Below are 26,875 nucleotides of genomic sequence, written 5' to 3' on the forward strand. Positions count from 1 at the left end.
GGCTGTCATCGTGTCGCCTGATCAACGAGACCGGACGGCCCTAGACTTCCGCGGACGGCGGCGCCCGCCGCTACCATCGGCGGGACGAAAGCCGTGGCCGGTACCAAAAGGTACCGACGGGAAGGGTGACACAGCGTGAGTGCGGCGCGGGATCGCGGCGGCAATGGGGCCGTCGCGGCCATAGCCCGGGCGACGCCGCCCGGGGAAAGGTACTGGCAACGTGAAGGTCGGAATCCCACGCGAGGTGAAGAACCACGAGTACCGCGTGGCGATCACCCCTGCGGGTGTGAACGAGTTCGTCCGTGCGGGTCACGAGGTCTACGTCGAGTCCGGCGCCGGCCTCGGGTCCACCATCACCGACGACGAGTTCACCGCGGCGGGCGCGCGGATCCTGCCCACGGCGGACGACGTGTGGGGCACCGCGGAGCTGGTGCTGAAGGTCAAGGAGCCGATCGCCGAGGAGCACCACCGCATGCGGCCCGGGCAGGTGCTGTTCACGTACCTGCACCTCGCGGCCTCCAAGGAGTGCACCGACGCGCTCCTGGACCGCAAGGTGACCGGCATCGCGTACGAGACGGTGGAGACGCCCGACCGGGCGCTCCCGCTGCTCGCGCCGATGTCGGAGGTCGCCGGGCGGCTCGCGCCGCAGGTGGGCGCGTACCACCTGATGCGCTCCGGCGGCGGCCGGGGCGTGCTGATGGGCGGCGTCTCGGGCGTGTACGCGGCCAAGGTCGTGGTCATCGGCGCCGGCGTCTCCGGTATGAACGCCGCGGCGATCGCGCTCGGCATGCAGGCCGAGGTGCTGCTGCTGGACCGCAACGTCAACAAGCTCCGCTCGGCCGACGCCATCTACCAGGGGCACCTGCAGACGGTCGCCTCCAACCTGTACGAGGTGGAGCGCGCCGTCGTGGACGCCGACCTGGTGATCGGCGCGGTGCTGGTGGCCGGCTCGAAGGCCCCGACGATCATCTCCAGCGACCTCGTCTCGCGCATGAAGCCGGGCAGCGTGCTCGTCGACATCTCCATCGACCAGGGCGGCTGCTTCGAGGACTCGCGCCCGACCACGCACGCCGACCCGACCTACCAGGTCCACAACTCGACCTTCTACTGCGTGGCCAACATGCCCGGCGCGGTGCCGCACACCAGCACGTACGCCCTGACCAACGTCACCATCCCGTACGCGCTGGAGCTGGCCAACCACGGCTGGCGCGAGGCGATGCGGCGGGACTCGGCGCTCGCCAACGGCCTCAACACGCACGACGGCCACGTCACGTACGGCCCGGTCGCCGAGGCGCACGGCATGCAGAGCCTGTCCCTGGAGGAGGCCCTCACATAGCCGACCTCGCTCGGGCGGTGCGGACGTACCTCGACCACCTGACGGTGGAGCGCGGACTCTCCGCGAACACGCTCTCCTCGTACCGGCGGGATCTGGACCGCTATGTCACGACCTTGACGGCGGGTGGCGTGGCCGACCTGGAGTCGGTCACGCCCGCCCATGTGTCGGGGTACGTCGCCGCCCTGCGGGGCGGCGACGCCGACCATCCGCCGCTTTCCGCGGCATCCGCGGCGCGGGCCACGAGCGCGGTGCGCGGCCTGCACCGCTTCGCGGTGCGCGAAGGCCTGGTGGCCGGCGACGTGAGCCGGGACGTCCGCCCGCCGGTCCCGCCCCGCCGGCTGCCGAAGGCGCTCGACGTGTCCGATGTGGAGCGGCTACTCGCGGCCGCGGGCGAGGCCAGCGCTCTGGAGGTACGCGACCGCGCCCTCCTGGAATTCCTGTACGGCACCGGGGCGCGCATCTCCGAGGCGGTCGGTGCCGCCGTGGACGACCTCGACCTGGACGAGGGGACCGCGCTGCTGCACGGCAAGGGTGGGCGCACGCGGCTGGTGCCGATGGGCGGGTACGCCTGCACCGCTCTGCGCGGCTACCTCGGCGGGTCGCGGATCGAGCTGGCGGCGGCCGGGCGCGGCACGCCACGGGTCTTCCTGAACGCCCGCGGTGGCCCGCTGTCCCGCCAGAGCGCGTGGACCATCCTGCACCGCACCGCCGGCCGCGCGGGGCTGCCGGTGGAGGGGCCCCGAGCGGTGTCGCCGCACACACTCCGACATTCGTACGCCACCCATCTGCTGGACGGCGGTGCCGACGTGCGGGTCGTGCAGGAGCTGCTCGGCCACGCGTCGGTGACCACCACCCAGGTGTACACATTGGTGACGGTCGAACGGCTCCGTGAGGTGTACGCCACCGCACATCCGCGGGCGCGGTGAGGCGCTCTTAACGTTTGCGCTGGTGTCGCGTGCTTCGCGGGCGCCCGAGTCGGGTTAAACTGACTCACCGCTCAGTCATCCCGCAAACAATGAGCGGTGACGGCTGCCCCCTCCGGCCGGAGGGGGCGCTCGTTTTGTCGCGCCCTCCGCCTTCTTTTCGCGCCTCTCCGCCCGCGGGTGGCAGGCTTGCTATGGTGCCGTGGGCCACCGTGGCCGTTTCCACCACTGTGGCCACGCGTTGGTTAGTGTGGAGCGGCCGCCATGGCCGGAGTGTCGCCCCAGCCCTGAGCAGGGAAGTGGCGTACAGTCGGGCAACGGCCCGAGCTCGTGTGGCGGCGCAGCGGGGGTTCGGTCGGCTCCGGCGCAAAGCAGTCGTCGGGAGGGGCGCACAAGGCCATGGCTGGTAACGGTCAGCAAGTCGAGTCGTGGACCTCGACGCTGCGCGCGGAGCAGAGCGCGATGGATCTGGGTGCCGAGCTTGGTCCAGCCGACCCCGCGGCGTATACGATGCGCCGGCCCATCCCCGAGCCGATGCCCGCCGACCGCCACGGCCCCGCGCGCATCATCGCGATGGCCAACCAGAAGGGCGGCGTCGGCAAGACCACCACGACCATCAACCTCGGTGCCGCGCTGGCCGAGTATGGGCGCAAGGTGCTGCTCGTCGACTTCGACCCGCAGGGCGCGCTGTCGGTCGGCCTCGGTGTCAACCCGCACAACCTCGACCTGTCCGTCTACAACCTGCTGATGCAGGACGACGTGACCGCCGAAGACGTGCTCATCAAGACCGACGTGGCCGGCCTCCACCTGCTGCCGGCCAACATCGACCTCGCGGCCGCCGAGATCCAGCTGGTCAACGAGGTCGCGCGGGAGATGGCGCTCGCGCGGGTGCTCAAGTCGGTGCGCAAGGAGTACGACTACATCCTCATCGACTGCCAGCCCTCGCTCGGCCTGCTCGCCATCAACGCGCTGACCGTGGCGCACGGCGTGCTGATCCCGCTGGAGTGCGAGTTCTTCAGCCTGCGGGGCGTGGCGCTGCTGCTCGACACGATCGACAAGGTGCGCGAGCGGCTCAACTTCGACCTGGAGCTCGAGGGCATCCTCGCCACCATGTACGACAGCCGTACCACCCACTGCCGCCAGGTGCTCCAGCGCGTGGTCGAGGCGTTCGGCGACAAGGTGTACCAGACCGTGATCACCAAGACGGTCAAGTTTCCCGAGTCGACCGTGGCCGGCGCACCGATCACCACGCTCGACCCGGCCTCGTCCGGGGCGCGCAACTACCGGCAGCTGGCCCGCGAGGTCATCGCCGCACAGTCGGAGAGGTAAACCCGCGAGGCAATGACGTCGACCGTGGAATACGGTCGGGTGGTGAGCGAGCGTGGCGGTGCGGAGTCGCCGCACGACGACGGCGAGCCAGCGACCCCGACCAACACAGCGGAGCCGGTCGCCGAGGTCCCCGCCGGGGGCAAGTTCACGGTGCGCCTGGAAAACTTCACCGGGCCGTTCGACCTGCTCCTCCAGCTGATCGGCAAGCACAAGCTGGACGTGACCGAGGTGGCGCTGCACAAGGTCACCGACGAGTTCATCTCGTACATCCGGGCGATGGGCGACGACTGGGACCTCGACGAGGCCAGCGAGTTCCTGATCATCGCGGCCACGCTGCTCGACCTCAAGGCCGCCCGCCTGCTCCCCGCCGCCCAGGTCGAGGACGAGGACGACCTCGCGCTGCTGGAGGCGCGGGACCTGCTGTTCGCGCGGCTGCTCCAGTACAAGGCGTTCAAGGAGGCGGCCGCGCACATCGCGGCGCTGGAGACGGCCGGCGCCCGCCGGTACCCGCGGGCGGTCTCGCTCGAACCCCGCTACGCCGACGCGCTGCCCGATCTCGTGCTCGGCATCGGCCCCGAACGCCTCCTCCGCCTGGCGATCAAGGCCATGACCCCCAAGCCGGTCCCGGTGGTGTCGATCGCCCACGTGCACGACGTCCGCGTCAGCGTCCGCGAGCACGCCGCCCTCCTGCGCGACCGGCTGCGGGTCGCCGGGACCGCCACGTTCCGGGTACTGTGCGCCGACTGCCAGTCCACACTGGAGGTTGTGGCGAGGTTCCTGGCGCTGCTGGAGCTGTACCGCGAGGGCCTGGTGGGCTTCGCCCAGGTACAGGCCCTGGGGGAGCTGACGGTCCGCTGGACCGGCGGCGACGACGCGGACGGCGACCTCGACATCGACGAGTACGCCGGCTCACCGGAGGCGCCTCCTTCTCCGAACGCCACCTCCGACCCGGACGCGGCCCCTGCTTCAGACGCCGCCTCCGACCTGGGCGTGGCCTCTGGTTTGGACGCTAGTTCTGCTTCGGTGGCTGGCTCTGGTTCGGAGGCTGCGGCTGGTTCGGGGCTGGGGGTGCTTCGGGCTCTGCGGTGGCTTTGGACGCTGGGGTTGCTTCGGGTGGCGCGGGCGCTGGTGATGATGTGGAGGAGCCGCAGTGACGGGTGACGAGCGCCGCGAGTCGCTCGCTGACCAGGCCGCCGCATGGGTGCCGCCCTGGGAGCGGGCCAAGCTTGAAGCTAAAGGCTCGACAGTGCCCTCGGGCGACGCCTCCGCCTCCGAAGAACGCCAACCCGCCGTCGAACCGGCGGTCGTCGACGCACCCGCTGCCCCTGCGGCTGAGGCCTCGGCGGAACCTGCCAAGGACGCCGACGCGTCGGTGGAATCCGAGCTGACCGCGGACGTCGAGCCGGCACCGGTCGATGCCGGACAGACGGAGGCCATCGAGCCGGCAACCATGGCCGCTGAGTCGCCTGCGAACGCCGAGCCGGCTCTCTTGGACGCTGAGTCGCCCACGAACGCCGAAGCAACCGCGCCGGCGCTCTTGGACGCTGATTTTCCCGTCGACACTGAACCGGCTGTGGTCGCTGAGGCGGTCGCAGCCACCGAGTCGGCGCCGGTGGTCGAGCCAGCCGCAGAACCCGACGCTGACGCGGCCGCTGAGCTCGACCCGGCAGGGGAGCCCGATGCGGCGTCGGCGAGTCGCGAGTCGGCGGAAAAAGCCCGTCCGCGCGCGCAGGCCGAGCCGGCGGCCGAGGACGAGGCAGTCGTGGAGGCCGGGCCGGTCGCGGACGCCGAGCCGGTCGTGGAGGCCGAGCCCGTCGCGTACGCCGAGCCAGCGGCGGAGGACGAGCCGGTCGCGCAGGCCGAGCCGGTCCTGCACGCCGAGCCGGCGGCCGAGGACGAGCCGGTCGTGGAGGCCGATTCCGACCTGGCGCACTCAGCGGGCGCCGAATCCACGCACGAGGCCGCGCTGGCGGGGGAGCCCGCGCGCGCGGCGGAGCCCGTCCCGGCGGCGGAGCCCGCGCTAACGACCGAAGGTGAGCCGGCGGCGGAGGACGAGCCGGCGGGGGAGCCGTTCGCAGAGGCTGCGCCCACGCTGGGCATTGCCGCGGACCCCCAGGCGACCCCGGTCGATGCCCCGATCGCGGGCCAGCCACCGGACACCGTGGGGCCAGAGCCAGTATCGGCATCGGAGCCCGAAGAAACCCTCGAGGCGGCCGGATCCACTGTGGACGCCCCTGTCCCGGCAAAGACCGAGCCCTCCGAGGCCGCCACGCCTACCTGGCCTGAGCAGCACGACGCCGCGACGCCTGCTGAAACCGAGCGTCCTGAGGGCGCCGCGCCTCCCGAGGCTGAGCGTCCCGGCGCCGCGACGGCTACCGAAGCCGCGCGACCTGACGCCGCCACGCCCTCTGAGGCCGAGCGCCCCGGCGCTGCGACGTCTGCCGAAACCGAGCAGCGCGAGGCCGCCAGCCCCGCCGAGGCCGAGCACCCCGAAGCCGCGTCGTCCGCTGAAACGGAGCGGTCCGAAGCCGCGACAGCCACCGATGCCGAGACGGCTGCTAAATCCACCGCGGCCGCCCAAGCCGCAACGGCCGCCGGAGTCGGGACCGCCACCGACGCCGCAACCGCCACCAAAGCGGCAACAGACGCCACGACGGGCGCGGCGGGCGCGGCGACGGGCGGGGACGGCGCCGCTGCGAAAGGCACCGCGCCCACAGCCACCAAGGAGCAGTCCGCGCTCGGGCTGACCGACGACGCTGAGTTCAAGGGTGCCCTCGAAGCGATCCTCCTCGTCGTCGACGAGCCGGTCGCCGAGGTGGTCCTGGCGCAGATCCTGGAGCAGCCCACCGAGCGCGTCGCGGCCGCCCTTGTCGCGATCGCGCAGGGGTACACGGCGGCTGGTCACGGGTTCGACCTTCGCAAGGTGGCGGGTGGGTGGCGCCTCTACACCCGCCCCGAGTACGCGCCCTACGTCGAACGCTTCGTCCTCGACGGCCAGTCCGTCCGGCTGACGCAGGCGGCCCTGGAGACGCTTGCCGTGGTGGCCTACAAGCAGCCGGTCACCCGTTCGCGGATATCGGCGATCCGGGGTGTGAACGTTGACGGCGTCATCCGTACCCTTGTCTCCCGGGGTCTTGTCGAGGAGTGTGGCACGGAGCCGGAGTCGGGCGCGTTCCTGTACCGGACGACCACGCTGTTCCTGGAAAAGCTCGGGATGAACTCGATCAACGACCTGCCCCCACTCGCGCCTTTCCTGCCCGATAACGTCGAGGAAGTCGCCGATGCCAGCTCAAGCTAACGAGGAACGCCTCCAGAAGATCCTCGCCTCCGCCGGCGTGGGCTCGCGCCGGGCGAGCGAAGACCTGATCGCCCGCGGCCGCGTCGTGGTAGACGGGCGGGTGGCTCGCCTCGGCGACAAGGTTGACCCGGCCACGGCGGAGATCTACGTCAACGGGGAGCGGGTGGTCACCGACACCCGCTTGGTCTACATGGCCATGAACAAGCCGCGCGGCGTCGTGTCCACAATGGCCGACGAGCGCGGACGCGAGGCGATCTCCGACTACCTGGGCACCGTCGAGCAGCGCGTCTACCACGTCGGGCGGCTCGACGCGGACAGCGAGGGCTTGCTGCTGCTCACCAACGACGGCGCGCTGGCGCACCGGCTGACGCACCCGTCGTTCGGCGTGCTGAAGACCTATCTCGCCGAGGTGGCCGGGCCCATCCCGCGCGCGCTCGGCCGGCGGCTGCTTGCGGGCGTGGAGCTGGAGGACGGGCCGGTGAAGGCCGACGCGTTTAAGGTGGTCGACACGCTCGGCCGCACCGCCCAGGTGGAGATCACGCTGCACGAGGGGCGCAAGCACATCGTGCGGCGGCTGATGGAGGAGGTCGGCCACCCGGTGTCCCGCCTCATCCGCACCTCGATCGGCCCGATCAGGCTGGGCGACCTCAAGGTGGGCCGCACCCGCCGCCTCTCCAACCCCGAGGTCGCGTCCCTCTTCCGCGTCGTCGAGGACCGCTAGGGGCTCCGAGCGCGCGGCCGAGGGTCTTCGAGGGCGCGCGCTGCCGGGCCTCAATTCAAAGACCGAGTATGCCGGCGGCCGTTCGGCACGGCGCAGTGTCGGCTTACGACGGGTGCCACAATGCGCCTGTGTCGATCTCTGCGGAAGGCTCTCCCAAGGCTCGCATCGTGACGGCGTTGCTGCGGGACGGCAACCGGGTTCTGCTCTGTCATCGATCTCCCCGGCGCCGTTGGTTTCCCGACGTCTGGGACCTGCCTGGCGGCCACGTGGAGCCCGGGGAACTGCCTGGCGCGGCACTTGCTCGAGAGCTTCGAGAGGAGTTGGGCATCGACATCGCGGCGCCGTCGGGTCCGCCCGTGCAAGAAGTTCATGGCGACACGTTCGACATGCAGATCTGGCTGATCGAAGCGTGGACGGGGTCTCCGGTCAACGTCGCGCCAGACGAACACGATGCCATCGCGTGGTTTACCGAAGATGCGCTCGGAGAACTGTCCCTGGCTCATGACAGCTACCTTGCGATGCTCACGAAGGTTCTTGCCGAGCATCGAGCCTGACCACGACCGAAGGCTTCGGTGATGAGTTTGTGCGAGCAACGAACGGTTGTGGAAGGCCGCATGTAGTCGCTCGGCCAGCCGGCGCAGGGCTGCTGGGCCTCGACGACGGCGGGGATCCCGCCGGGATCGGCTGCCGGTGGGTCTCAGGACTGTCGGGCTCCAGTTGACGCGTTACGGATCAGTGCCAGTTGATCCGTGACACATCCGGCTAGGAAAGATCTTGTGTTGGTCAGGGTAGCGGAGGCTTGTTCGTCATGCCCAAGGGCGGACCCATTGCAGGAGTTCGGCGGCGCCGGAGGCGGTGTCGGTGTCCGGGTCTTGGGTCAGGGTGTTGCAGGTGTTCAGGAACTCGTGCACGGGTCCATTGGGGAGCAAGTGGCGGCTGACGGCGTCGTAGATGTGGTCGATGTGGCTGGAATACAAGGGTATTCGGCGTTGACGCTGGCTCGGTCCACTTGGTGGTCGACGGCGACGATGGCGCGGGCGACGAGCCGGATGCCGTGGACGTCCCCGCGCTCCAGCAGAGCAACGCAGGCGCTCTCCGTCACGAAGGTGTCGCCGGTATCCAGGACGAGTTCACGCAGGATGGCGGCGATGTCGTCGCGGTCCGCCCATGGGGCGAGCTGTTGCGCGGCCTGGGCTCGGGTCGCCCAATCCGGTGAAGTAGCCGCGGCTACGGCTGATGCTGGAGGGTCGGGGCGGGGCATGGGCTCACGTTCTCATGGGCCTGTGGAGTACGACAGAAGTAGGGAACCCGTGTAGGAAACCGCCGGCTGCCGGCAGTCGGTCTTCTTGCCGGTGAGAACTTTCTGTACGTCTTCGAGGCCCTGACCAGTCGTTCCGGCCGCCGATTGGCGGCCGATGGTAATCTCTGGCTATGGCGCCGCCGAGCAGGCCGGGGCAGCACACCCGGTTGTATGCCATCCTCGCGCTCGCCGGATTCTCGGTGTTCGCTGGGATATTTGGGCCGCTTAGGGGAGCCCTCGGGCTGAGCACCCCACTGTGGGTCGCGGCCCTTCTTGGCTATGCGTCGGTCGCGTCGATCGCGGTCGCGCTGGTGTTGCTCAAGACCTTGTGGCGGCCGCCAGCCGTCGGGGATAAGCCAGGCGAGCCCGGCGCCCGCTGACTTCTGGCAGGTAGCGCCGCCGGCGTGGGTCGGCTTTGCTCATCGCGTCCCCCACCCCGGCGGGCACGAGGCCGGGGTTGGATTGTGAAGCGCGGAGGGTGAGGCCGCGGGAGCAGCGGTCTGGACCACCGCGGACGTCGCGGTAGCCCAAATCTCCGGATCTTAAGGGGGCTTAGGGGGTCGGCTGGTCGGCGACCACCGCGGCCAGGGTCTCCCAGTCGCGTTCGGGTGGGACGCGGTCGTCGGGGTGGTCGGCGAGGGGGTCGAGCACCACGTAGGACGCGCCCAGCTCGATCAGCGTGGCGAGGTCGCGGCGGATCTGGCGGAGGCTGCCGCGGCCGAACGGGCGCCCGGTTTCCAGCAGGTCGCCGTCGGTGAGTTGGGCGCGCATCCGGGGGCAGAACGCGGGCACCGGCCGGCCTTGGCGCTCGGCTTCCTCGCGCAGTGCGGGCAGGGTCGCCTCTACGCGTTCCAGATCGAGCTGGTTGGGATGCCAGGCGTCGCCGAACTGGACCGTGCGCCGGACGGCGGCCGGGCCCCAACCGCCGATCCACAGTGGTGGGTGCGGGGCGCGCGCGGCGCGGGGGCCGGTCGCGACGTCGTGGTACGAGACGTAGGCGCCGTCGAGGGAGACCACGTCGTTGGTCCAGGCGTCCGTGATGGCCTTCAGGTACTCGTCGGTCATCCGCCCCCGCTCGCGGAACGGTGCGCCGACCGCGGCGAACTCGGTCTCCGACCAGCCCACGCCGGTGCCGAGGATGAACCGCCCGCCGGTGAACTGGTCGATGTTGTTGGCCATGCGGGCGGTGAGCAGCGGATGCCGGTACGGGACGATGGTGACCGTGGTGCCCAGCTCCAGCCGCTCGGTGAGCCCGCCCAGCCAGGCGAGTGTGGTGAACGGGTCGTAGAACGGCGACGGGTACAGGTCGGTGACGTCGGGCGTCGGCACCACGTGGTCGGACGTCATCGCCAGGTCGAAGCCGTGCGACTCGGCGAACCGCGCCCAACCGAGCAGGACGTCGGGCGTCGCGTGCGGCCCGAAGTTGGGGATGAACACGCCCAGCTTCGTCATCGTGTGCGGCCCCTGAGGTAGCGGTGGAAGGGCTCGTCGGCGCCCTCGGTCGGCACGTACACGATCTGGTCGGGCGCGGCCTCGCGGAACAGTCGCTGCATGCGCACGAGCAGCTCGCCGTGCACCGGTGGCGCGGGGTAGCCGAGGTCCGGCACGTACTCCTTGGGGCCGCGTAGTAGATCCGCTCGACGCCGGCGGTGGCCGCGACAGCGTGGCAGATCGCGCACGGCTCGCAGCTGGAGACGACGATCGCGCCGGTCACGTGTACCTCGCCGGCCACCGCGCACGCCGCGCGGACCGCCGCGACCTCGGCGTGCGCGGCCGGGTCGTGGTCGTGCAGCGCGGTGTTGACGCCGGTGGCGAGCACTTCGCCGGCGCGGGCGACAAGCGCGGCGAACGGCAGCTGGCCGGACGCGGCGTTGTCGATCGCGAGCCGTACCGCTCGGGCGGCCAGCTCTTCGACCGTCGCCACGAGATCAGGCCGCCGGTGCGCTGAGCGCGGCCAGTGCGGCGCCGCGTGCCCCGGCCATGTCGAGATCGGGTACCAACGCGAACGTGGTCGCCGTCGCCTGCTCGTCGCGCAGGTGGGTGTGCGCGCGCACCCGGTCGAGGAACCAGTCACGGAAGTCGGGGGCGGCCTCCACCACGCCGCCGCCCACGAAGTAGGCGTGGGGTCGGTGAAGTTGGCCGCGATCGTGAACAGCCGGCCGAGTGCCATCGCCTGCTGCTCGAAGATCTTGCGGGCCAGCTCGTCGCCCCGCTCGCCGAGGCCGCGGACCCGCTTGGCCGCCTCCTTGATTGGCATGTTGGCCAGCTCGTGGTCGGGGTAGCGGCTCAGCCAGTACGGCAGCAGGTTTTTCACGATGCCGGTCAGCGACGCCACGCTCTCCACGTCGCCGGCGAAGCCGCAGTTGCAGGCCGGCTGCGCCTGGCCGTCGGCGAGCAGCCCGTCCATCGGGATGTACACGTGGCCGAGCTCGCCGGCCATCCCGGTGGCACCCTTGACGACCTGGCCGGACTCGATGACGCCGCCGCCCAGCCCGGTGCCGACGATCGCGGAGACCGAGGAGCGGTGAGGCGCGTCGGCGCCGAAGTGGACCACGTGCGCGTAGAGCGCGGCCGCGTTGCCGTCGTTGTTGTAGACGACCGGCAGGGCCAGCTTCCTCTCCAGGGCGGCGCGGATGTCGAACCCATACCACTCCGGGAGCGCGAAGTTGGTCGCGCCCTTCGCGGAGAGCACCCCGTCGGCGCTGGACGGGCCCGGAGTGTCCAGGCCGACCGCGCGGACCGCGCCCCGGTCGGCGCCGGTCAGCTCCAGCACCACGTCGACCGAGCGGGTGAGCGCGTCGAGCGCGGCGGCAGGGCCTTCCAGCACGCAGCTCGGCGTCTCCACGAGCCGGTCCACCAGAAATCGGCCGGACTCGTCCACCACCGTGGCGTTCGTGGCCGTGCCGCCGACGTCGAGGCCGACGACGACACCGTTAGCTAAGGGTCGCACGCGAATGATCCTACGGACTCGACCCGGGAACGGGGGACCGGGCGGATCTTCGCGATGTGTTCCGCCCCGGTCCTCGCTTTGTGCTCCGCCTCGGTCCTCGCTTTGTGCTCCGCCCCGACGTGGCGGCGATCACGAGGCCGGCGATCACGAGGCCCGCGCCGGCGAGGCTTGCCGGCGTGACCGGTTCGCGCAGGACGAGCCAGCCGAGCAGGGCCGCGGTCAGCGGCTCGGTGAGGCTCAGCGTCGCGGCGGTCGAGGTCTGGACCGATCGAAGACCGGCGACCCACAGCAGGTACGGCAGCGCTGTCGCCACCACGCCGAGGTAGAGCGCGAGGTAGGCGTGGTCCGGCTGGGCGAGCCACGCGACGTTCTCCATCGGGTTCTCAGTCGGGTTCTCTATTGGGTTCTCTATCGGGGTGGCGAGGGTCTCTGCTGGGGAGGCCGCGTTCTTTGTCGGGGAGGCGGCGTTCTCTGTCGGTGAGGCGAGGGTCTCTGCCGGGGAGGCCAGGTTCTCTATCGGGGAGGCGAGGACGAGCAGCGCCGCGCCGACCACGAAGAGGAACGCGAGCACTGCGGTCGGTGGTACCCCGGCGAGCAGCAGCCACCTGGTCGTCGCGATGTACGCGGCGTAGGAGGCACCGGCGACCAGGCAGGCAACCACCCCGACCAGGTCGAACTGGAGGGAACCGTCACCGCGCAGCAGCAGCCAGAGCCCGACCAGCACGGTCGCGGTCGACACCCACCACATTCGGCCCGGGCGGTGGCCGGTCAGCAGCGTGCCGAGGCCGGCGAAGACGGGCGCCGAGCCGATCGCGGTGAGGGTGCCGACCCCGACGCCGGTCCGCTGTACGCCGAGGAAGAACGCCGGCTGGTACGCCGCGACGCAGAACGCCCCGAGCAGGACGACCGCCACGGTACGGCGGCTGCCGAGCGCCTTGCGCCACGCCACCTTCCGGAGCGCCACGATGCCGGCGAAGATTAGGCTCGCGACGGCGAGGCGGGCGGCGCCGAGTTGGAGCGACGACCCGCCGTACGAGGCGACCGCCTGGGCCGTTCCGGTCGTGCCCCACAGCACGGCCGCGGCCATGACGAGCGCCGCACCGTACGGCATCCGCGCCTCCCCGGGGTCTCGCTTCGCTCCGTGGTCTCGGCTTCGGGGCGGTCTTGCTGCGCTGCCTGGTCTCGGCCGCGCGGGGCGGTCTTGCTCTGCTGCCTGGCCCCGGTGGCGAGACGGTCTTGCTTCGCTCCGTGGTCTCGGCCTCGGGAGGATCTTGCTCCGCTGCCTGGTCTCGGCCGCGCGGGGCGGTCTTTGCTTCGCTGCCTGGTCCCGGCCCCTCGGGACGATCTTGCGGAAGCGTACCCAAACCGGCACATGGGGCTCAGACGGTGGCGCTGGCATGCGTCTGCGGGCGACCGGGCATGATTGAGAGTGGCTCAGGGGTTGTCCTGCGCGAGACGGCAGCGTAAACGAGCGTCGGCGCGGAGGCTGCCCACGATGCGCTCAGCGAGCGAACGATGGAGGACGGGTGTCACAGATGGTGGGGTCCGGGCGGTGTGTGGTGGCCGTGGACGGCCCGTCCGGTTCGGGCAAGTCCACCGTCTCCCGCCGGCTCGCCGGGGTGCTGGGCGCGCAGTACCTGGATACCGGCGCGATGTACCGGGCTGTGACCTGGGCCGTGCTGGTCTCCGGCGCCGACCCGCACGACGCCGAGGCGGTCGCGAAGGTCGCCGGTGAGATCGACCTGGAGATCGGCACGGAGCCGGACGCGCCCTACACGCACGTCGACGGTACCCCCGTCGACCGTGCGATCCGCGGCCCCGAGGTGACCGGCGCGGTCTCCGCGGTGGCGGCCGTGCCGTGGGTCCGCCAGCTGCTGGTGGCCCAGCAACGGAAGATCATTGCGGCCACCGGGCGCATCGTGGTCGAGGGCCGCGACATCGGCACGGTGGTCGCCCCCGACGCCGACCTCAAGGTGTACCTGACCGCGTCCGCCGCCACCCGCGCGCAGCGCCGCAGCACGGAGAACGCGACCGACCTCACCGCCACGGCCGCCGACCTCGACCGCCGCGACCGCCTCGACTCCACCCGCACCGCCGACCCGCTACAGCAGGCCACCGACGCGGTCGTGCTCGACACGACCGAGCTCGGCATCGAAGAGGTCGTGGCCCGCCTGCGCAGTCTGCTCGACCGTTCGTTCGGCGGTGTCGCATGAGCCTGCTCACTGTCGGTGGCGCCTCTCCTGCCGATGGCCTCTCTCTTGTCGGTGGCGCTCCTCCTGTCGATGGCGCCTCCGTCGTCGGTGGGGTCTTTCTTGTCGGTGGCGTCTCGGTTGTCGGTGACGCCCTTCTTGTTGGTGGTGCCTCGGTTGTCGGTGGCACCTCTTCTTTCGGTGGCGGCTTTCTTGGAGGGGCGGCATGAGTCTTGAGGCTGTCCCGCAGGAGGAGGAAATCACCGGTCCGGTGCCGGTCGTGGCTGTCGTCGGTAGACCCAACGTCGGCAAGTCCACACTGGTCAACCGCATCATCGGCCGCCGGCAGGCGGTCGTGGAGGACACGCCGGGCGTGACCCGCGACCGCGTGCCCTACGACGCGGAGTGGTCCGGCCGCCAGTTCACCGTCGTGGACACCGGCGGCTGGGAGCCGGACGCCAAGGACCGTGCCGCCGCCATCGCCGCCCAGGCCGAAATCGCCGTCGCCACCGCCGACGTGGTGCTGTTCGTCGTCGACAGCACGGTCGGCGCCACCGACGTGGACGAGGCCGCTGTCAGGATGCTGCGCCGCAGCGCCAAGCCGGTGCTGCTGGTCGCCAACAAGGCCGACAACCAGTCCGTCGAACTCGAGTCGGCCGGCCTATGGTCACTCGGCCTCGGCCAGCCGTACCCAGTCTCCGCCCTGCACGGCCGCGGCTCCGGCGACCTGCTCGACGCCGTCCTGGAGGCACTGCCCGCGCCACCCCCGGTCACCGAGCCGGAGGAGCGCGGCCCCCGGCGGGTGGCGCTGGTCGGCCGCCCCAACGTCGGCAAGTCCAGCCTGCTCAACCGCCTGGCCAAGGAGGAACGCGCGGTCGTCGACGCGGTCGCCGGCACCACCGTCGACCCGGTCGACAGCCTGGTACAAATCGGCGGCGAGACCTGGCAGCTCGTCGACACCGCGGGCCTGCGCAAGCGGGCGGGACGGGCCAGCGGCACCGAGTACTACGCGAGCCTGCGCACCGCCGGCGCCATCGACGCCGCCGAGGTCGCCGTGGTGCTGCTCGACGCCAGCGAGCCGATCAGCGAGCAGGACCAGCGCATCCTCGGCATGGTGACGGAGGCCGGGCGGGCGCTGGTCATCGCGTTCAACAAGTGGGACCTGGTCGACGACGACCGCCGGTACCAGCTGGAGAAGGAGATCGACCGCGAGCTGCGCCGCATCCCCTGGGCGCTGCGGGTCAACATCTCCGCCAAGACCGGCCGCGCGGTCGACAAGCTCGCGCCCGCGCTGCGTACCGCACTGGAGAGCTGGGAGACCCGCGTACCGACCGGGCAGCTCAACCAGTGGCTGACCGCGCTGGTACAGGCCACCCCGCACCCGGTCCGCGGTGGGCGGGCACCGCGCGTGCTCTTCGCCACCCAGGCTGGCACGAGGCCGCCGCGCTTCGTGCTCTTCACGACAGGCCCGCTGGACGCGGGCTATCAGAGGTTCGTCGAGCGCAAGCTCCGCGAGGAGTTCGGGTTCGCGGGTAGCCCAGTCGAGGTGTCGGTACGCCCAAGGAAGCGCACAGGTCCCGGCGGCCGCGGCAAGGCCCACGGCTAGCGGTCCTGCCCGTGCCCGAGGCGAGATGAGGGCGCGGCGGGGCGTGTGCGCGTGGGCGCGGCGGTTGCGCTACGCTGTACCGGCTGCCGCGGGTACGTGTGCTCGCGGCAACGGGACGTGGCGCAGTTTGGTAGCGCACTTGACTGGGGGTCAAGGGGTCGTCGGTTCAAATCCGGCCGTCCCGACCAGGGTTGACCAGGCAAGATTCAAGATCTTGCCTGGTCTCCGCTAACGGTTCCGCTAACAGTGATCGCGAAGAGTCGGTCGTGTCCTCGCCCCGTTAGCGGAGGAGATCGACCCGTGGCTATCTACAGCTATCAGTTGGCGCGCGGCCAGACCCGCTGGATGTTCACCATCGACCTGCCGCCGGCCGCGGACGGCAAACGCCGGCAGATGAACCGCAAGGGCTTCCTGTCCCAGCCCGCCGCCCAGACCGCGGAGACCGAGGCCCGCAAGAAGCTACGCCCGCGCCGACGAGGGCGACACGCGGCACCGGCGCTACGCCGCGCGCCTGGTACTGGTGCTCCAGCGCCTCGGCGAAGCCCTGCACGACCGGCGGCAGCAGCGCGATGGACATGTCGAGCACAGCCCACGGTACGCCCAGCTCCGCGGCGACCATCGGCGTGACAAAAGTCGACGACGTCGCCGACGATCAGGTCCGGGCGGTGCGCCTCGGCCACGGCATAGATGCTCGCGAGGTCCAGGTCCAGCCGGGTGTCGACGAAGAACTCGGCGATCTCGGCGAAGTCGGTGTGGCGCAGCGTGAGGCGCCCCTCCCGCCGGCGCGTGGTCTGCGCGAGCAGGTCGGGCAGCGCAGAGCCGGACGGTGTGAACGGCAGGTCGGCCGCGGTGCTAGCCAAAGCGGCGTGGGTGGACACCAGTACGTCGTCGCCGGCGGCGTGGGCGGCCCGCGCCAGCGGCAACAGCGGCAGCAGGTGGCCGTAGGCCGGCACGGCCGTGAAGAGGATGCGCACGATGTGCTCCTTGATCTTGAGGTTTGGGACGGACTGAATCCAACCGGTCCTGGACTCGGCGCATGACGTTGTGGACGTTGCCGGGAGCAGTGGGGCTACCCGGTGATGGGTGCCCTGGTGAGCGACGTGGTCGGCAGGTAGAGAGTCACTGTGGTGCCGTGGCCGACCGCGGAGTTGACGGTTATGCGGCCGCCGTGGGCGCGGACGATGGCCTGGACGATCGCCAGGCCCAAGCCCGAGCCGCCGTAGTCGCGGCTCCGGCTGGCCTCGGCGCGCCAGAAGCGGTCGAATAGTCGAGGGATGTCGGCGGCTGGTATCCCTGTGCCGTTGTCGATGACGTCGACGCGTTCTTCTTCATGGTGGTGGTGGAGCGTCAGGCGGACCTGGGTGCCGGGCGGGTTGTGCTGGACTGCGTTGCCCACCAGGTTGCGCAGGACCTGTTGCAGCCGCGCGGCGTCGCCGCGCACGAGCAGGCCGTCCGGCGGGGCCGCAAAGGTGATGTCGAGTTCGGAGTAAATGACGCGGGCGTCTTCGACCACGCTCTCGGCCAGCCTCGCCAGGTCGAGTGGCTGACTGTCGAGGGGTAGCCCGGTATCCAGCCGGGCCAACAGTCCCAGCTCCTCGACCAGCAGCCGGATCCGGCCCACCTCGTCCTCGATCCGGGCGACGGCCTGCTCGACGTCCTCGCCGCTGAGGCCGCCCTGCCGGTAGAGCTCCAGCCAGCCGGAGATCGTGGCGAGCGGGGTGCGCAGTTCGTGCGAGGCGTCGGCGGCGAAGGTTCTCGCCCGGTCCTCGGCGCGGGCCTGCGCGTCGAAGGCCCGGTTCACCGCCGCGGCCAGCACGTCGGTTTCGGCGTTCCGGTCCGAGACAGGCAGTCGTTCATCACGGGATCCCTCGGCGATGGCGTCGGCGGCCTGCGCCATCTCGGAAAGGGGACGCAGGCCGATCTGGAGTACGACCAGAGCCAGTGCCATCAGGACGATCACGGCGATGAACGCGATCGCCGCCATGCTTCCGACGAAACCGACGATGGCGTCCCTGTCGACGTTCACGTCGTTGACCAGGATCAGTTGGGCGACGTCGTCCGTGCCTCTGTCGTCATACGTCATCCGCATACCGGGCGTCGCGATCAGTACGGCCACGACGTCGTCGCTGGTCTTCATGATCTGGCCCCGGGCGGCGCTGTTCGCGAGCCGGGCGAGTTCGTACTCTCTTCCGGCGCTCGTCCCGATGGCGAACAGGATGTCGCCGTCCTCGTCCAGTCCCATGACGCCTAGGGGCGGGCCGAGCATCGTCTCGAACTGATCCGAATTGATTGTCTGCGGGCCGGAACGGACCAGCGCGGTGATCCGCCGTTCGTCCTCGCGCAGCTTGTCGACGGAGCGGTCGGAGATGTAGTCGTTGACCAGGAAGGCGGTGATGACGCCGCTGGCGCTGAGGGCGAGGACGAACAGCATCAGGAAGCCCACGAGTAGCCGGCCGCGGATGCCCGCCTGCCATCGGCGCCAGCGGCGTCTCATCGCTCGGTGGTCCGCTTGCGGTTCTGTCCCTGCTCATGCCGCAGGGCGTACCCGACGCCGCGCACGGTGTGGATCAGCGGATCGTGACCGTCGTCGACCTTGCGGCGCAGGTTGGAGATGAACCGCTCCACGACGACCGAGTCGCCACCGAAGTCGTACTGCCAGACCGCCTCGAGGATCTGCGCCTTGGACAGCACCTGCCCCGGATGGGTGATAAGCAGGTGCAGCAGTTTGAACTCGGTCGGCGACAGGTTCACGAGTCGGTCACCGCGGTGGACCTCGTAACGCTGCGGGTCCAGCGAGAGGTCGTGGAAGGTCAGGGCCGCACCGGCGGGCCGCGCGGTGCCGCGTGAGCGGCGTAGCAGCGCCTCGATCCGCGCCCCGATCTCCACGACGCTGAACGGCTTGACGACGTAGTCGTCGCCGCCCAGCTGCAGTCCACGCACCCGGTCCTCGACCGCGTCCCGGGCGGTGAGGAACAGCACCGGCACCCCGATCGACTTCGACCTCAACATGGCGAGGACGTCGAACCCGCTTCCGCCCGGCAGCATCACGTCGAGCACGATGACGTCCGGCGGCGAGGTCTGCACCCGGTCGAGCGCCTGTGGGATGTCGGCGGCGACGTCGACCTCGTAGCCGGCGAAGCGCAGCGCGGAGGTCAGTAGGCCGCGGATTCCTGGGTCGTCGTCGACCACGAGCACACGGTCGGGATGCTCGGTGCCGGCCATCGGCTTCCTCCTTCCTGGGTCAATGGGCGGGTCGCTCAGCCGACGAGTTCGGGCTCGCGGACGGTGGACCTGTTCTCAGAGACGTCGTGACCCTCGATGTCCACCTTCGGCACCACCCGGTCCAGCCAGCGCGGGAGCCGCCAGGCACGGTCGCCCAAGAGCTTCAGCACGGCGGGGACCAGGGTGAGGCGTACGAGGAAGGCGTCGACGAGTACGCCGAAAGCCAAGGCCAATGCGATCGGCATGACGTTCGGATCGTGTGAGAACAGGAAGCTGGCGAAGACGGTGATCATGATGACTGCCGCTGCCACGACGACGCGCCCGGCGTTGCGGCTGCCTGCCCGGATCGCCTCCTGCGCGTTGCCGTGACGGGCGTAATGCTCGCGCATCGCCGAAACGAGGAAGACCTCGTAGTCCATGGCCAGGCCGAAGAGGACAGCCATCACGATGATGGGTGCGAAGCTGGGGACCGGGCCTTCGAGCGGTACTCCGAGGGGCCCGGCCAGCCATCCCCACTGGAAGACGGCCACCATGGCGCCGAATGCCGCGCCCACCGACAGCAGGAAGCCGGCGGTGGCCTTCAGCGGGATTGTCCAGGACCTGAAGGCGAGCAGCAGCAGGAGAAGAGACAGGCCGACCACGACGACGGTGAACGGCAACAGGGCGTTGTTGAGTTTGTCCACGGCGTCGAGGCCGACGACGGTCAGACCGGTCACCGCGACGTAGTTGCCGGTCTGCGTGCCTATCGGTTCGAGCGCGGCACGCAGGTCGGCGACCAGGGCATTGGTGGCGCCGTCGCGCGGGCCCGTCGTGGGCACGACCTCGACGAACGCGGCCCGCTGGTCGGGTGCGATCAGTGGGCCGTTGACCTCCGCGACCCCCGGCATCGACTCGACGGTGTCGATGACCGTCTTCGCGGTGGAGTTGAGCTCGGCGACAGAGCCACCCTCGACGAGTACGGCCAGCGGGCCGTTGACGCCGGGGCCGAACGCGCCGGCGATCAGGTCGTAGACCTGCCGGGGCTCGGAGGACTTCGCCGCGGAACCGTTGTCGTTCAGGGCCAGCTCCAACTGCGTGGCCGGGACGGCGACGACGGCCAGGCCGAGCACGACGGCGACCACGACCTTGCGCGGATGCCGGATCACGGCGTCCACCCAACGGGCGGCCATGCCTCGCTTGCGGGTCTCGAGTTCGCGACGGGCGGCGCGTGAGGACGGCTTGGGCCGGAGCCGCTCGCCCGCCAGCGACATGACGGCCGGGAGCGTTGTCAGGGCGAGGAGGACAGCGACGGCGACCGCCCCAGCCGCCGCCAGGCCCATCGAGGTGAGCATCGGGACGCCGGCGAGGGTCAGGCCGACCAAGGCGATGATCACCGTCAGACCGGCGAACACCACGGCGCTGCCCGCGGTGGCGATGGCCAGCGCGATCGATTCCGCGACTGCCGCACCGCGGGTGAGCTGGGCGCGATGGCGGGAGACGATGAGCAGGGCGTAGTCGATACCGACGGCGAGGCCGAGCATGATCGCCAGGGTCAGCGCATTCTGCGAGACGTCGAACAGGTTGGCGGCCAGAAGCGTGCCGGCGGCCGAGCCGCCCACACCGAGAGCCGCGGTGAGCATGGGGAGTCCGGCCGCCAGGACAGAACCGAAGGTGACCAGCATGACCAGCAGTGCCACACCGATACCGATGGTCTCCGGGACGCCGAACGGTTCGAGCTCCTGCTCGAAGGCGTCGCCGCCGAACAGCACGCGTCCGCCCTGATCGCCGAACTGCTCGTTATAAACGCCACCGGTCGCCCGTACCGCCTCCTGCAGAACGGGGTCGACCTCGGAGTCCGATGGAAGGTCGAAACTGACGGACGCGACCGCTATCCGGCCGTCCGCCGAGACGTCCTCCAGCGGATCACCCACCTCGGCGACCACATCCTCGGCCTGCATCCGTGCGACGACGGCGTGCATCTGCCGGACGACTGCCTCGTCATTGACCTGTGCGCCGTTCGGAGCGGCGAAGAGCACGACACCGCTGACACCGCCATCCTCAGGAGAGTGCCGATCCGCTTTTTCCAGAGCGACTTGCGCCGGGGAACCAGGAATCGAGTGACCGGGCGCGAACGAGCCGGCTGATCCGAACGCGAGCAGGAGCGCCGCTGCCAGTACGGCCAGCGATGCCCCCAGGAAGATGAGTCGGCGACGGGCCGCGACGGCCCCGAGCCGATACAGGAACTTAGCCACCAGAGTGCCTTTCGTGACAGGTGTTGGAGACCTGCTCAGCCTCACGTCCGGACTTGATGGCCAACCCCCACCGACCTTGACGACCTCTTGACGGCTCCCTGCTACATCGTCAAAGTCCCGCCGAACCGCTGGAACTGCACGTCACGCCGCACACGACAGTCCAGAGGATCGATCTGGACAGTGTGAGTATTGCCTCGGGTGTCTGCGGCCGTCAACCTCAGGACGCCGACCGAGGAGTTGTCACGCTCGGGGCGTGGTCAGTCCCGCAACGAGGACGCTGAGGGCGTCGTCGATGGCCGCGTCCTTCTGTTCGGAGGCCAACTGCGGCAACAGGTCAAGAAGCATGATCGACAACCCGTGCACAGTGGCCCAGCTCGCCATCGCCGCTCTGCTCGTGTCCTCCGGACGCAGGCATCCCACGTCGACGAGCCGGGAGAGCGCGCGCATCAGGAAGAACCTCGGCTTGGGTCGATCGTCGTCGCCCGCCGCGGTCGCGTCGTCGGGCGCTCCGGGGACCTGTATCCCGGCGGGGTCACCGCCCATCGCGGTGCGGAACAGGCCCGGCTCGGTCAGGGCGTAGTGAACATAGGCCCGGCCGACCTCGCGCAGGTATGTCTTTGCCGCCTCCTGCTGATCAGGGGGTTCGGCCGGGGCAACGGCGTCGAGGTGGGCGCTCATGGCCTCGGCCATGTCGCCGCGCGCCCGCTGCGCGACAGCCTTCTTCAGCGCGGTCAAGGTCGAGAAGTGACCGTAGGCGGAGTTGGGTGCGACCCCGACGACCCTGGCAACCGCCCGCAGGACGACCGCTTGCGGGCCGCCGTCACGGGCAAGGGTGACTCCGGCCGCGATCAGGGCCGAGCGCAGGTCACCGTGGTGATAGGTGGCACGTGTACGGGGGCGCTTCTCGACCATTGCCAGATCCTGGCACGGGCCTGGGCACCCGAGGAGCTCGTGCGCGCCGCGCGCGCTGGTGACCGTCGCGCCCGCGGGCGGGGTGGGGCCGGCCGACCTGCCAGGCGTGCACTACCCCATTGTCTTCCTGCTCATGTTCACGTTCCTCTTCGGCGGGGCGGTGTCCGGGTCGACAGATGCCTACCTTGACCGAGCCTTCCCCGGCATCCTCGCTACGACGCTGGTCTTCATCACCATGTATACGGGGCTCAGTCTCAACCGCGACGTCACATCGGGCGTGCACGACCGCTTCCGCGTCCTTCCCATGTGGCAGCTCCGCCATTGTCGGACCGCTTCTGGGCGACATGATCCGCTACCTGATGGCCGCCGCCGTCATGATCGGCCTCGGCCTCGCTCTGGGCTTTCGACCCGCTGGCGGCCCCGTTGGTGTCGCGCTCGCGCTCATCCTTGTGTTTGCCTTCGGCCTGTCGTGGCTGTGGGCACTGCTCGGGCTTCTGGTGCGTGCGGAGAGCACCCTCAACACCGCCAGCATGATGGTCCTCATGCCGGCCGCGTTCTTGAGTGATGTCTTTGTGCCCCTAGACACGATGCCGAACTGGCTCCAAGGCTTTGCCGGCTTCAAACCGATCAGCGCCCTCGCCGCCGCGACTCGAGGTCTCATGGCTGGCACAGGCGCCACCGCTGACATCATCCTCGTGCTCACCTACAGCGCGGTCCTCGTTGCGCTCTTCGGCCCCTTGACGATGTCCGCTACCGGCGCATGTCATGACTGCAAAGGTCCGGGCCGGTCATACGTGCTGGTCGCCGAAGGCCAGCAGGAACGTTCGAACGGCGGCCTCGGCCAACTCGCGAAGTTCGGAGCCGCTGATGGGACGGGTGCCCATCTCGGACCGGGCCTCCAGTGGTCCGACGACCAACGCGATGAACTGTTCGGCGGCCCGCGCCGGGTCGCCGGTCGGGAGGCGGCCGGCCAGCATGAGTCGCGCAAGGCGGTCGGCCAACGCCTCGTTGAGGCGATGTGGACCGTACTGCCGGACGATGTCGAGGGAGTCGGGAAACTTGTTGATCTCTGAGTAGAGCAGCCGTCGCAGGGCGCACGAGCGGTCGTCGCAGTGCAGCTGAAGCAGGCGGTAGGCCACGGACGTCAGCGTTTCGCGTAGCCCTTCGGCCGAGCCCTGTAGCGGGCCGAGGGCGGCCAAGCGCTCTTCCAGGACGGTCCGGGCCGCGGCCTCCAACGCATGCCGGAACAGGGTCGCCTTGTCGGTGAGGTGGTTGTAAACCGTGGGCTTGGCCACGCCTGCCTCGTTTGCGATCTCCTGCACGCAGGCTTGCGCGTAGCCCTGGCGGGCGAAGACGCGGAAGGCGCCTTCCAGGATCGCCTGCCGCTTGTCGATCCGCCCGTGCGAGGTGGTCGATGGTCGGGCTGGGGTCATGGCACGACTGTACCGGCTGGTTCAAGAACATGGACAACCCAGTTGTGCTAGCCATGCCGGACCACTAGTTTGAACCAATGAGTTCAGATCGGTTGGATCGGCACCTGCGGTGGACGATTGCCGTGGTCCTGCTCGGCGGGCTGCTCGGCATCCTCAACAGCACCATGGCCGCCGTGGCCACCGACACCTTGGCCAAGGCGTTCGACACGTCGCTCAGCACAGCCGGCTGGACCTCGACCGGCTTCCTTCTCGCCGTCACGGCCACCATCCCGTTCACCACCTGGGCTGTCGATCGGTTCGGCGGCAAGCGGCTGTGGCTGATCGGCCTGGTGGTGTTTGTCGCCGGATCCATCGCCGCTGGCCTGGCGTGGAACGTCGGTAGCCTGATCGCCTTTCGCACTCTCCAGGGCGTCGGCGCCGGCATCCTCGACCCCTTGGTGCTGATCCTGCTGGCCCGCGCGGCTGGCCCGCACCGAGCCGGACAGGTGATGGGGCTGATGGGCGTCGTGCTCTCCCTCGGGCCGGTGCTCGGCCCTATCGCGGGCGGCGCCGTCCTCGCCGGCCTGTCGTGGCGCTGGATGTTCCTACTCAGCGTCCCGGTTGGCGTCATTGCGTACGGCCTCGCCCGGCGCGTGCTTCCCAACGCCGCGACGACCCGACAGCCAGCGGGAGTCCGGCTCGACGTCCTCGGCCTGGCGTTGCTCGGGCCGGGATTCGCCGCGGTGGTACTGGCGCTGTCCGAGAGCGCCGAGCAGAACACATTCCTGGCGGGGCCGGCCCTCGTTCCGCTAACTGCCGGAGCCGTGCTGCTGATCGGCTACGCGGTCCACGCGCTCCGTGTCCGGCGCACCGCACCCCTGATCGATCTGCGCCTGTTCACCAGCCGGGGCTTCACAGCCAGCGTCACCATCATGGGAATCGGCGGTCTGGCCAACTTCGCCACCCTCTTCGCGCTGCCGCTGTACTACCAGCACGCACACGAGTACGGCGTGTTCGCCACCGGACTCTTGATCGCACCCGCCGGTCTTGGCGGCGCCATCGCCATGCCCTTGGCCGGCCGGCTGTCGGACCAGATCGGGGCTCGCGGCCTGGCTGCGGCCGGCGCGGCCGTGGCCGCTGCCAGCGGACTGGCCTTCACCAGGATCGGGGCCGACACCGCGCTGATATGGCCGATCCTCGGCGCGTTTGCCATGGGTCTGGGCATTGGTTGCTTCAGCGCGCCCACCATGGGATCGCTTTATCGCACCCTGCCGCCCGCCATGGTGGCCCAGGGCAGTTCGGTGCTGTACATGCTCAACCAGCTTGGTGCCGCGCTCGGCGTCGCGCTGGTCGCATTCGTCCTGCAGACCGCCAGCGGCCCGATCACCGGTTTCCGCGGCGTCTTCTGGCTCGCGGTCGCCATGATGGCGATCGTACTGGCCGTCATCCCGCTGTTGTCCGGTCGACCCGAGAAGCCAGCCGTGCCTGGCGAACTCGCTACCTCCGGAAGGCCGTCCCGATGAAGACCATAGTGATCACCGGCGGTACAGACGGTCTCGGCCGAGGGCTCGCCGACACCTATCTGCGACGAGGCCACGCCGTTGCCATCATCGGCCGCGACGAACGGAAGGCAGCATCGCTTCCGGGTGCCCATTTCATCGCCGCCGACCTGAGCCTGATCGACGAGAACCGCCGGGTGATCGAGGAAATCAACGCGACGTTCTCCACTGTGGACGCCCTCGTATTGTGCGCTCGGTACTTCCGTTCGACCCGCTTCGAGACCGCCGAGGGCATCGAGGGGACGTTCGCATTGGATTACCTGAGCCGGTTCCTGCTCAGCTACGGCCTGACCAATCCGCAGCTCATCGTCAACGTATCGGGCGCCGGTCTTCCGCTCGACCTCATTCACTGGGACGACCTCATGCTGGCTCACGCCTACGACGGAGTGTCGGCGCAGCTGCAGGCGGGCAAGGCTAACGACCTTCTCGGCGTCAACTACGCGGCCCAACCCGGGACGGGCCGAGCCCGGTACGTGCTCCTCGACCCGGGCGCCGTGTCGACCAGCTTTGCGGGGAGTACGACGCGTCGACCGAGGCCCACGTCGCCTTGCTCAAGCGGCACGGCCGTCCGGTGCGGGAGGGTATCGAGCCGATCGTCGCCGTCATCGACCATCCGCCCACCGAACCGCTCAGCGCGTTCCGGCGGGACCAACCGATCGGCTTGTACCACCCGTTCTTCGACCGGGCGGCCGCCGACCGGCTCCACGTGCTCACCCTGGAGGTCGTCCGATGACGATGTCGTGGATGGCGGCTTTCCGTTCCGCGCCGGTCAGCCCGCAGGAGCAGATGACGCTCGTCCACCCGCCCCGCGGATTCCACGACGAGACCCTGCGGCAGATCGTCCGCGTCCGTGGTGGCAGTGACCGACTCCGGGTGCGGATCAGCAACCTCTACGGCAACCGGCCGCTCACCATCACCCGGACCCAGGTGGCCGCCCTCGAGAGCGGATCCTCGACCGCCACCAGCACCGACACTGCCGTCACCTTCGCCGGCGCCGTGTACGTGACGGTCGCCGCCGGCGAGGAGGTGGTCAGCGACCCGGTCGAGTTCGTAACGACGGCCGAGACTGACCTGGCGATCAGCACCTATCTCGCCGGCGAGACTGGACTGGTCACCTACCACCCTTTCGCCCTGCAGACCGGATACGTCGCTCAAGGCGACATGGCCTCTGCGCCGATGCTGCCCGGCGCGCATGAGGTCGCGTCCCGCTTTCATCTCAGCGGGATTGACCTTTGGCGCCCGGAAGGCGGGGGCCTTGTCGCCGCGTTCGGTGACTCGCAGACCGATGGGGTGGGCACCACGCCCGATGCCAACCGGCGATACTCCGATCAACTGGCTCGCCGGTTGAGCCCGGCGAACCTGTCCGTGGTCAATTTGGGCATCGCCGGCAATCGCCTACTCACCGACGTCTTCGGCGAGCGTGGGATCGCCCGGTTCGATCGGGACGTGGTCGCCTTGCCGGGCGGTGTCACGCACCTCGTCCTCGAACTGGGTCTCAACGACATCGGGATGCCGGGGATGTTCGGACTGCCCGCGGTATCGGTGGCCGACCTCACGGCCGGAATCACCGCGATCGTCGAACGAGCCCGGCGGCACGGGATGACGACGATCGTCGCGACCCTAACCCCGTTCGGTGGCGCCGCCGCCATCGTCCCAGGGTTCGACACCCCGGAAAACGAGGAGAAACGCCAGCAGGTCAACCAATGGATCCGAGCCACCCCCGACCTGGGCGGGATCGCCGACCTGGACCGCGCGGTCGGCGATCCCGCTGCCCCGACGAACCTTTTGCCTCACTACGACAGCGGCGATCACATCCACCTCAACGACGCCGGAGCCGGCCGCGTCGCCGAGGTGGTTGCCCGGGCAATCCTGTCCTCATAGAACCGT

The 26,875-nt window shown here is 69.9% G+C and carries 23 protein-coding genes, 1 tRNA gene and 3 pseudogenes; 17 read left to right on the top strand and 10 right to left on the bottom strand.

Annotated elements, in window-relative coordinates:
* The first annotated feature begins 220 nt into the window (after positions 1–220).
* The 8 genes from ald (at position 221) to Pflav_RS04020 (ending at position 8,823) form a co-directional block, all read left to right on the top strand.
* Positions 221–1,336 carry an alanine dehydrogenase gene (gene ald, locus Pflav_RS03985; RefSeq protein WP_180201257.1) on the top strand — a complete coding sequence of 372 codons (1,116 nt, stop codon included), beginning with the start codon at positions 221–223 and terminating at the stop codon, positions 1,334–1,336.
* Positions 1,333–2,262, top strand: a complete 930-nt coding sequence (locus Pflav_RS03990) for a site-specific tyrosine recombinase XerD (protein WP_180201308.1) — start codon at positions 1,333–1,335, stop codon at positions 2,260–2,262. The genes ald and Pflav_RS03990 overlap by 4 nt, the downstream gene beginning before the upstream one ends.
* Positions 2,263–2,658: 396 nt before the next feature.
* Positions 2,659–3,588 carry a ParA family protein gene (locus Pflav_RS03995; protein ID WP_173033815.1) on the top strand — a complete coding sequence of 310 codons (930 nt, stop codon included), beginning with the start codon at positions 2,659–2,661 and terminating at the stop codon, positions 3,586–3,588.
* 12 nt (positions 3,589–3,600) lie between these two features.
* Positions 3,601–4,749 carry a segregation and condensation protein A gene (locus tag Pflav_RS04000; protein WP_173033817.1) on the top strand — a complete coding sequence of 383 codons (1,149 nt, stop codon included), beginning with the start codon at positions 3,601–3,603 and terminating at the stop codon, positions 4,747–4,749.
* A 1,063-nt stretch (positions 4,750–5,812) separates the two neighbouring features.
* Positions 5,813–6,886, top strand: a complete 1,074-nt coding sequence (gene scpB / locus Pflav_RS04005) for an SMC-Scp complex subunit ScpB (protein ID WP_173042221.1) — start codon at positions 5,813–5,815, stop codon at positions 6,884–6,886.
* Complete coding sequence (locus tag Pflav_RS04010) at positions 6,870–7,607, top strand: pseudouridine synthase (RefSeq protein WP_173033819.1); 738 nt, start codon at positions 6,870–6,872, stop codon at positions 7,605–7,607. The genes scpB and Pflav_RS04010 overlap by 17 nt, the downstream gene beginning before the upstream one ends.
* Positions 7,608–7,735: 128 nt before the next feature.
* Positions 7,736–8,161: an NUDIX domain-containing protein gene (locus tag Pflav_RS04015; protein ID WP_269474453.1), complete on the top strand. Its 426-nt coding sequence runs from the start codon at positions 7,736–7,738 to the stop codon at positions 8,159–8,161.
* 458 nt (positions 8,162–8,619) lie between these two features.
* Positions 8,620–8,823 (top strand): hypothetical protein, encoded by a 204-nt coding sequence (locus tag Pflav_RS04020; protein ID WP_173033823.1) that lies wholly within the window; start codon positions 8,620–8,622, stop codon positions 8,821–8,823.
* Positions 8,824–9,459: 636 nt separating this feature from the next.
* On the opposite strand, the gene Pflav_RS04025 is transcribed toward Pflav_RS04020, so the two are convergent.
* From Pflav_RS04025 to Pflav_RS04045, 5 genes and pseudogenes are all read right to left on the bottom strand, one after another.
* Positions 9,460–10,359 carry a TIGR03619 family F420-dependent LLM class oxidoreductase gene (locus Pflav_RS04025; protein WP_173033825.1) on the bottom strand — a complete coding sequence of 300 codons (900 nt, stop codon included), beginning with the start codon at positions 10,357–10,359 and terminating at the stop codon, positions 9,460–9,462.
* The gene (locus Pflav_RS04030) at positions 10,356–10,514 is read right to left on the bottom strand and encodes a hypothetical protein (RefSeq protein ID WP_173033827.1); all 159 of its coding nucleotides are present in this window, start codon (positions 10,512–10,514) and stop codon (positions 10,356–10,358) included. Before Pflav_RS04030 ends, Pflav_RS04025 begins: the two co-directional genes overlap by 4 nt.
* A gap of 68 nt (positions 10,515–10,582) precedes the next feature.
* Positions 10,583–10,831: pseudogene (locus Pflav_RS48430) on the bottom strand (deaminase); the annotation flags it as partial.
* A 4-nt stretch (positions 10,832–10,835) separates the two neighbouring features.
* Positions 10,836–11,857, bottom strand: a pseudogene (locus Pflav_RS04040) (ROK family protein).
* Between the two features lie 10 nt (positions 11,858–11,867).
* Positions 11,868–12,968 (bottom strand): DMT family transporter, encoded by a 1,101-nt coding sequence (locus tag Pflav_RS04045; RefSeq protein ID WP_197937929.1) that lies wholly within the window; start codon positions 12,966–12,968, stop codon positions 11,868–11,870.
* A gap of 415 nt (positions 12,969–13,383) precedes the next feature.
* On the opposite strand from Pflav_RS04045, the gene cmk reads away from it, so the two are divergent.
* From cmk to Pflav_RS48440, 5 genes are all read left to right on the top strand, one after another.
* Positions 13,384–14,070: a (d)CMP kinase gene (gene cmk, locus Pflav_RS04050; RefSeq protein WP_173033829.1), complete on the top strand. Its 687-nt coding sequence runs from the start codon at positions 13,384–13,386 to the stop codon at positions 14,068–14,070.
* A 202-nt stretch (positions 14,071–14,272) separates the two neighbouring features.
* The gene (gene der / locus Pflav_RS04055) at positions 14,273–15,652 is read left to right on the top strand and encodes a ribosome biogenesis GTPase Der (protein ID WP_173033831.1); all 1,380 of its coding nucleotides are present in this window, start codon (positions 14,273–14,275) and stop codon (positions 15,650–15,652) included.
* Positions 15,653–15,763: 111 nt separating this feature from the next.
* Positions 15,764–15,840 (top strand) — tRNA-Pro (locus Pflav_RS04060).
* A gap of 205 nt (positions 15,841–16,045) precedes the next feature.
* The gene (locus tag Pflav_RS48435) at positions 16,046–16,279 is read left to right on the top strand and encodes a hypothetical protein (protein WP_415624372.1); all 234 of its coding nucleotides are present in this window, start codon (positions 16,046–16,048) and stop codon (positions 16,277–16,279) included.
* The gene (locus Pflav_RS48440; RefSeq protein WP_377309614.1) at positions 16,276–16,692 is read left to right on the top strand and encodes a hypothetical protein; all 417 of its coding nucleotides are present in this window, start codon (positions 16,276–16,278) and stop codon (positions 16,690–16,692) included. The genes Pflav_RS48435 and Pflav_RS48440 overlap by 4 nt, the downstream gene beginning before the upstream one ends.
* Positions 16,693–16,721: 29 nt before the next feature.
* On the opposite strand, the gene Pflav_RS04070 is transcribed toward Pflav_RS48440, so the two are convergent.
* From Pflav_RS04070 to Pflav_RS04085, 4 genes are all read right to left on the bottom strand, one after another.
* On the bottom strand, positions 16,722–18,146 hold the full coding sequence (locus Pflav_RS04070) for a sensor histidine kinase (RefSeq protein ID WP_173033833.1): 1,425 nt from the start codon (positions 18,144–18,146) through the stop codon (positions 16,722–16,724).
* Positions 18,143–18,874 (bottom strand): response regulator transcription factor, encoded by a 732-nt coding sequence (locus Pflav_RS04075; RefSeq protein WP_173033835.1) that lies wholly within the window; start codon positions 18,872–18,874, stop codon positions 18,143–18,145. Before Pflav_RS04075 ends, Pflav_RS04070 begins: the two co-directional genes overlap by 4 nt.
* Positions 18,875–18,909: 35 nt before the next feature.
* On the bottom strand, positions 18,910–21,105 hold the full coding sequence (locus tag Pflav_RS04080; protein WP_173033837.1) for an MMPL family transporter: 2,196 nt from the start codon (positions 21,103–21,105) through the stop codon (positions 18,910–18,912).
* Positions 21,106–21,345: 240 nt separating this feature from the next.
* The gene (locus Pflav_RS04085) at positions 21,346–22,017 is read right to left on the bottom strand and encodes a TetR/AcrR family transcriptional regulator (RefSeq protein ID WP_173033840.1); all 672 of its coding nucleotides are present in this window, start codon (positions 22,015–22,017) and stop codon (positions 21,346–21,348) included.
* A gap of 176 nt (positions 22,018–22,193) precedes the next feature.
* Between Pflav_RS04085 and Pflav_RS48445 the strand changes: the two are divergent.
* Positions 22,194–22,664: pseudogene (locus Pflav_RS48445) on the top strand (ABC transporter permease); the annotation flags it as partial.
* Between the two features lie 141 nt (positions 22,665–22,805).
* On the opposite strand, the gene Pflav_RS04095 reads toward Pflav_RS48445, so the two are convergent.
* Positions 22,806–23,450 (bottom strand): TetR/AcrR family transcriptional regulator, encoded by a 645-nt coding sequence (locus Pflav_RS04095; protein ID WP_173033844.1) that lies wholly within the window; start codon positions 23,448–23,450, stop codon positions 22,806–22,808.
* A gap of 122 nt (positions 23,451–23,572) precedes the next feature.
* Between Pflav_RS04095 and Pflav_RS04100 the strand changes: the two genes are divergently transcribed.
* The 3 genes from Pflav_RS04100 to Pflav_RS04110 all read left to right on the top strand — a co-directional run bounded on the left by Pflav_RS04100 (position 23,573) and on the right by Pflav_RS04110 (position 26,869).
* Entirely contained in the window at positions 23,573–24,952 is a 1,380-nt protein-coding gene (locus Pflav_RS04100; RefSeq protein ID WP_197937931.1) for a DHA2 family efflux MFS transporter permease subunit, read from the top strand.
* Complete coding sequence (locus tag Pflav_RS04105; RefSeq protein ID WP_197937937.1) at positions 24,949–25,851, top strand: SDR family NAD(P)-dependent oxidoreductase; 903 nt, start codon at positions 24,949–24,951, stop codon at positions 25,849–25,851. Before Pflav_RS04100 ends, Pflav_RS04105 begins: the two co-directional genes overlap by 4 nt.
* A gap of 64 nt (positions 25,852–25,915) precedes the next feature.
* A complete protein-coding gene (locus Pflav_RS04110) occupies positions 25,916–26,869 on the top strand; it encodes a GDSL-type esterase/lipase family protein (RefSeq protein ID WP_173033848.1) in 954 nt (317 codons plus the stop codon).
* Positions 26,870–26,875: the final 6 nt, after the last annotated feature.

Source organism: Phytohabitans flavus (assembly GCF_011764545.1).
In the GTDB taxonomy this organism is placed as follows: Bacteria; Actinomycetota; Actinomycetes; order Mycobacteriales; family Micromonosporaceae; genus Phytohabitans; species Phytohabitans flavus.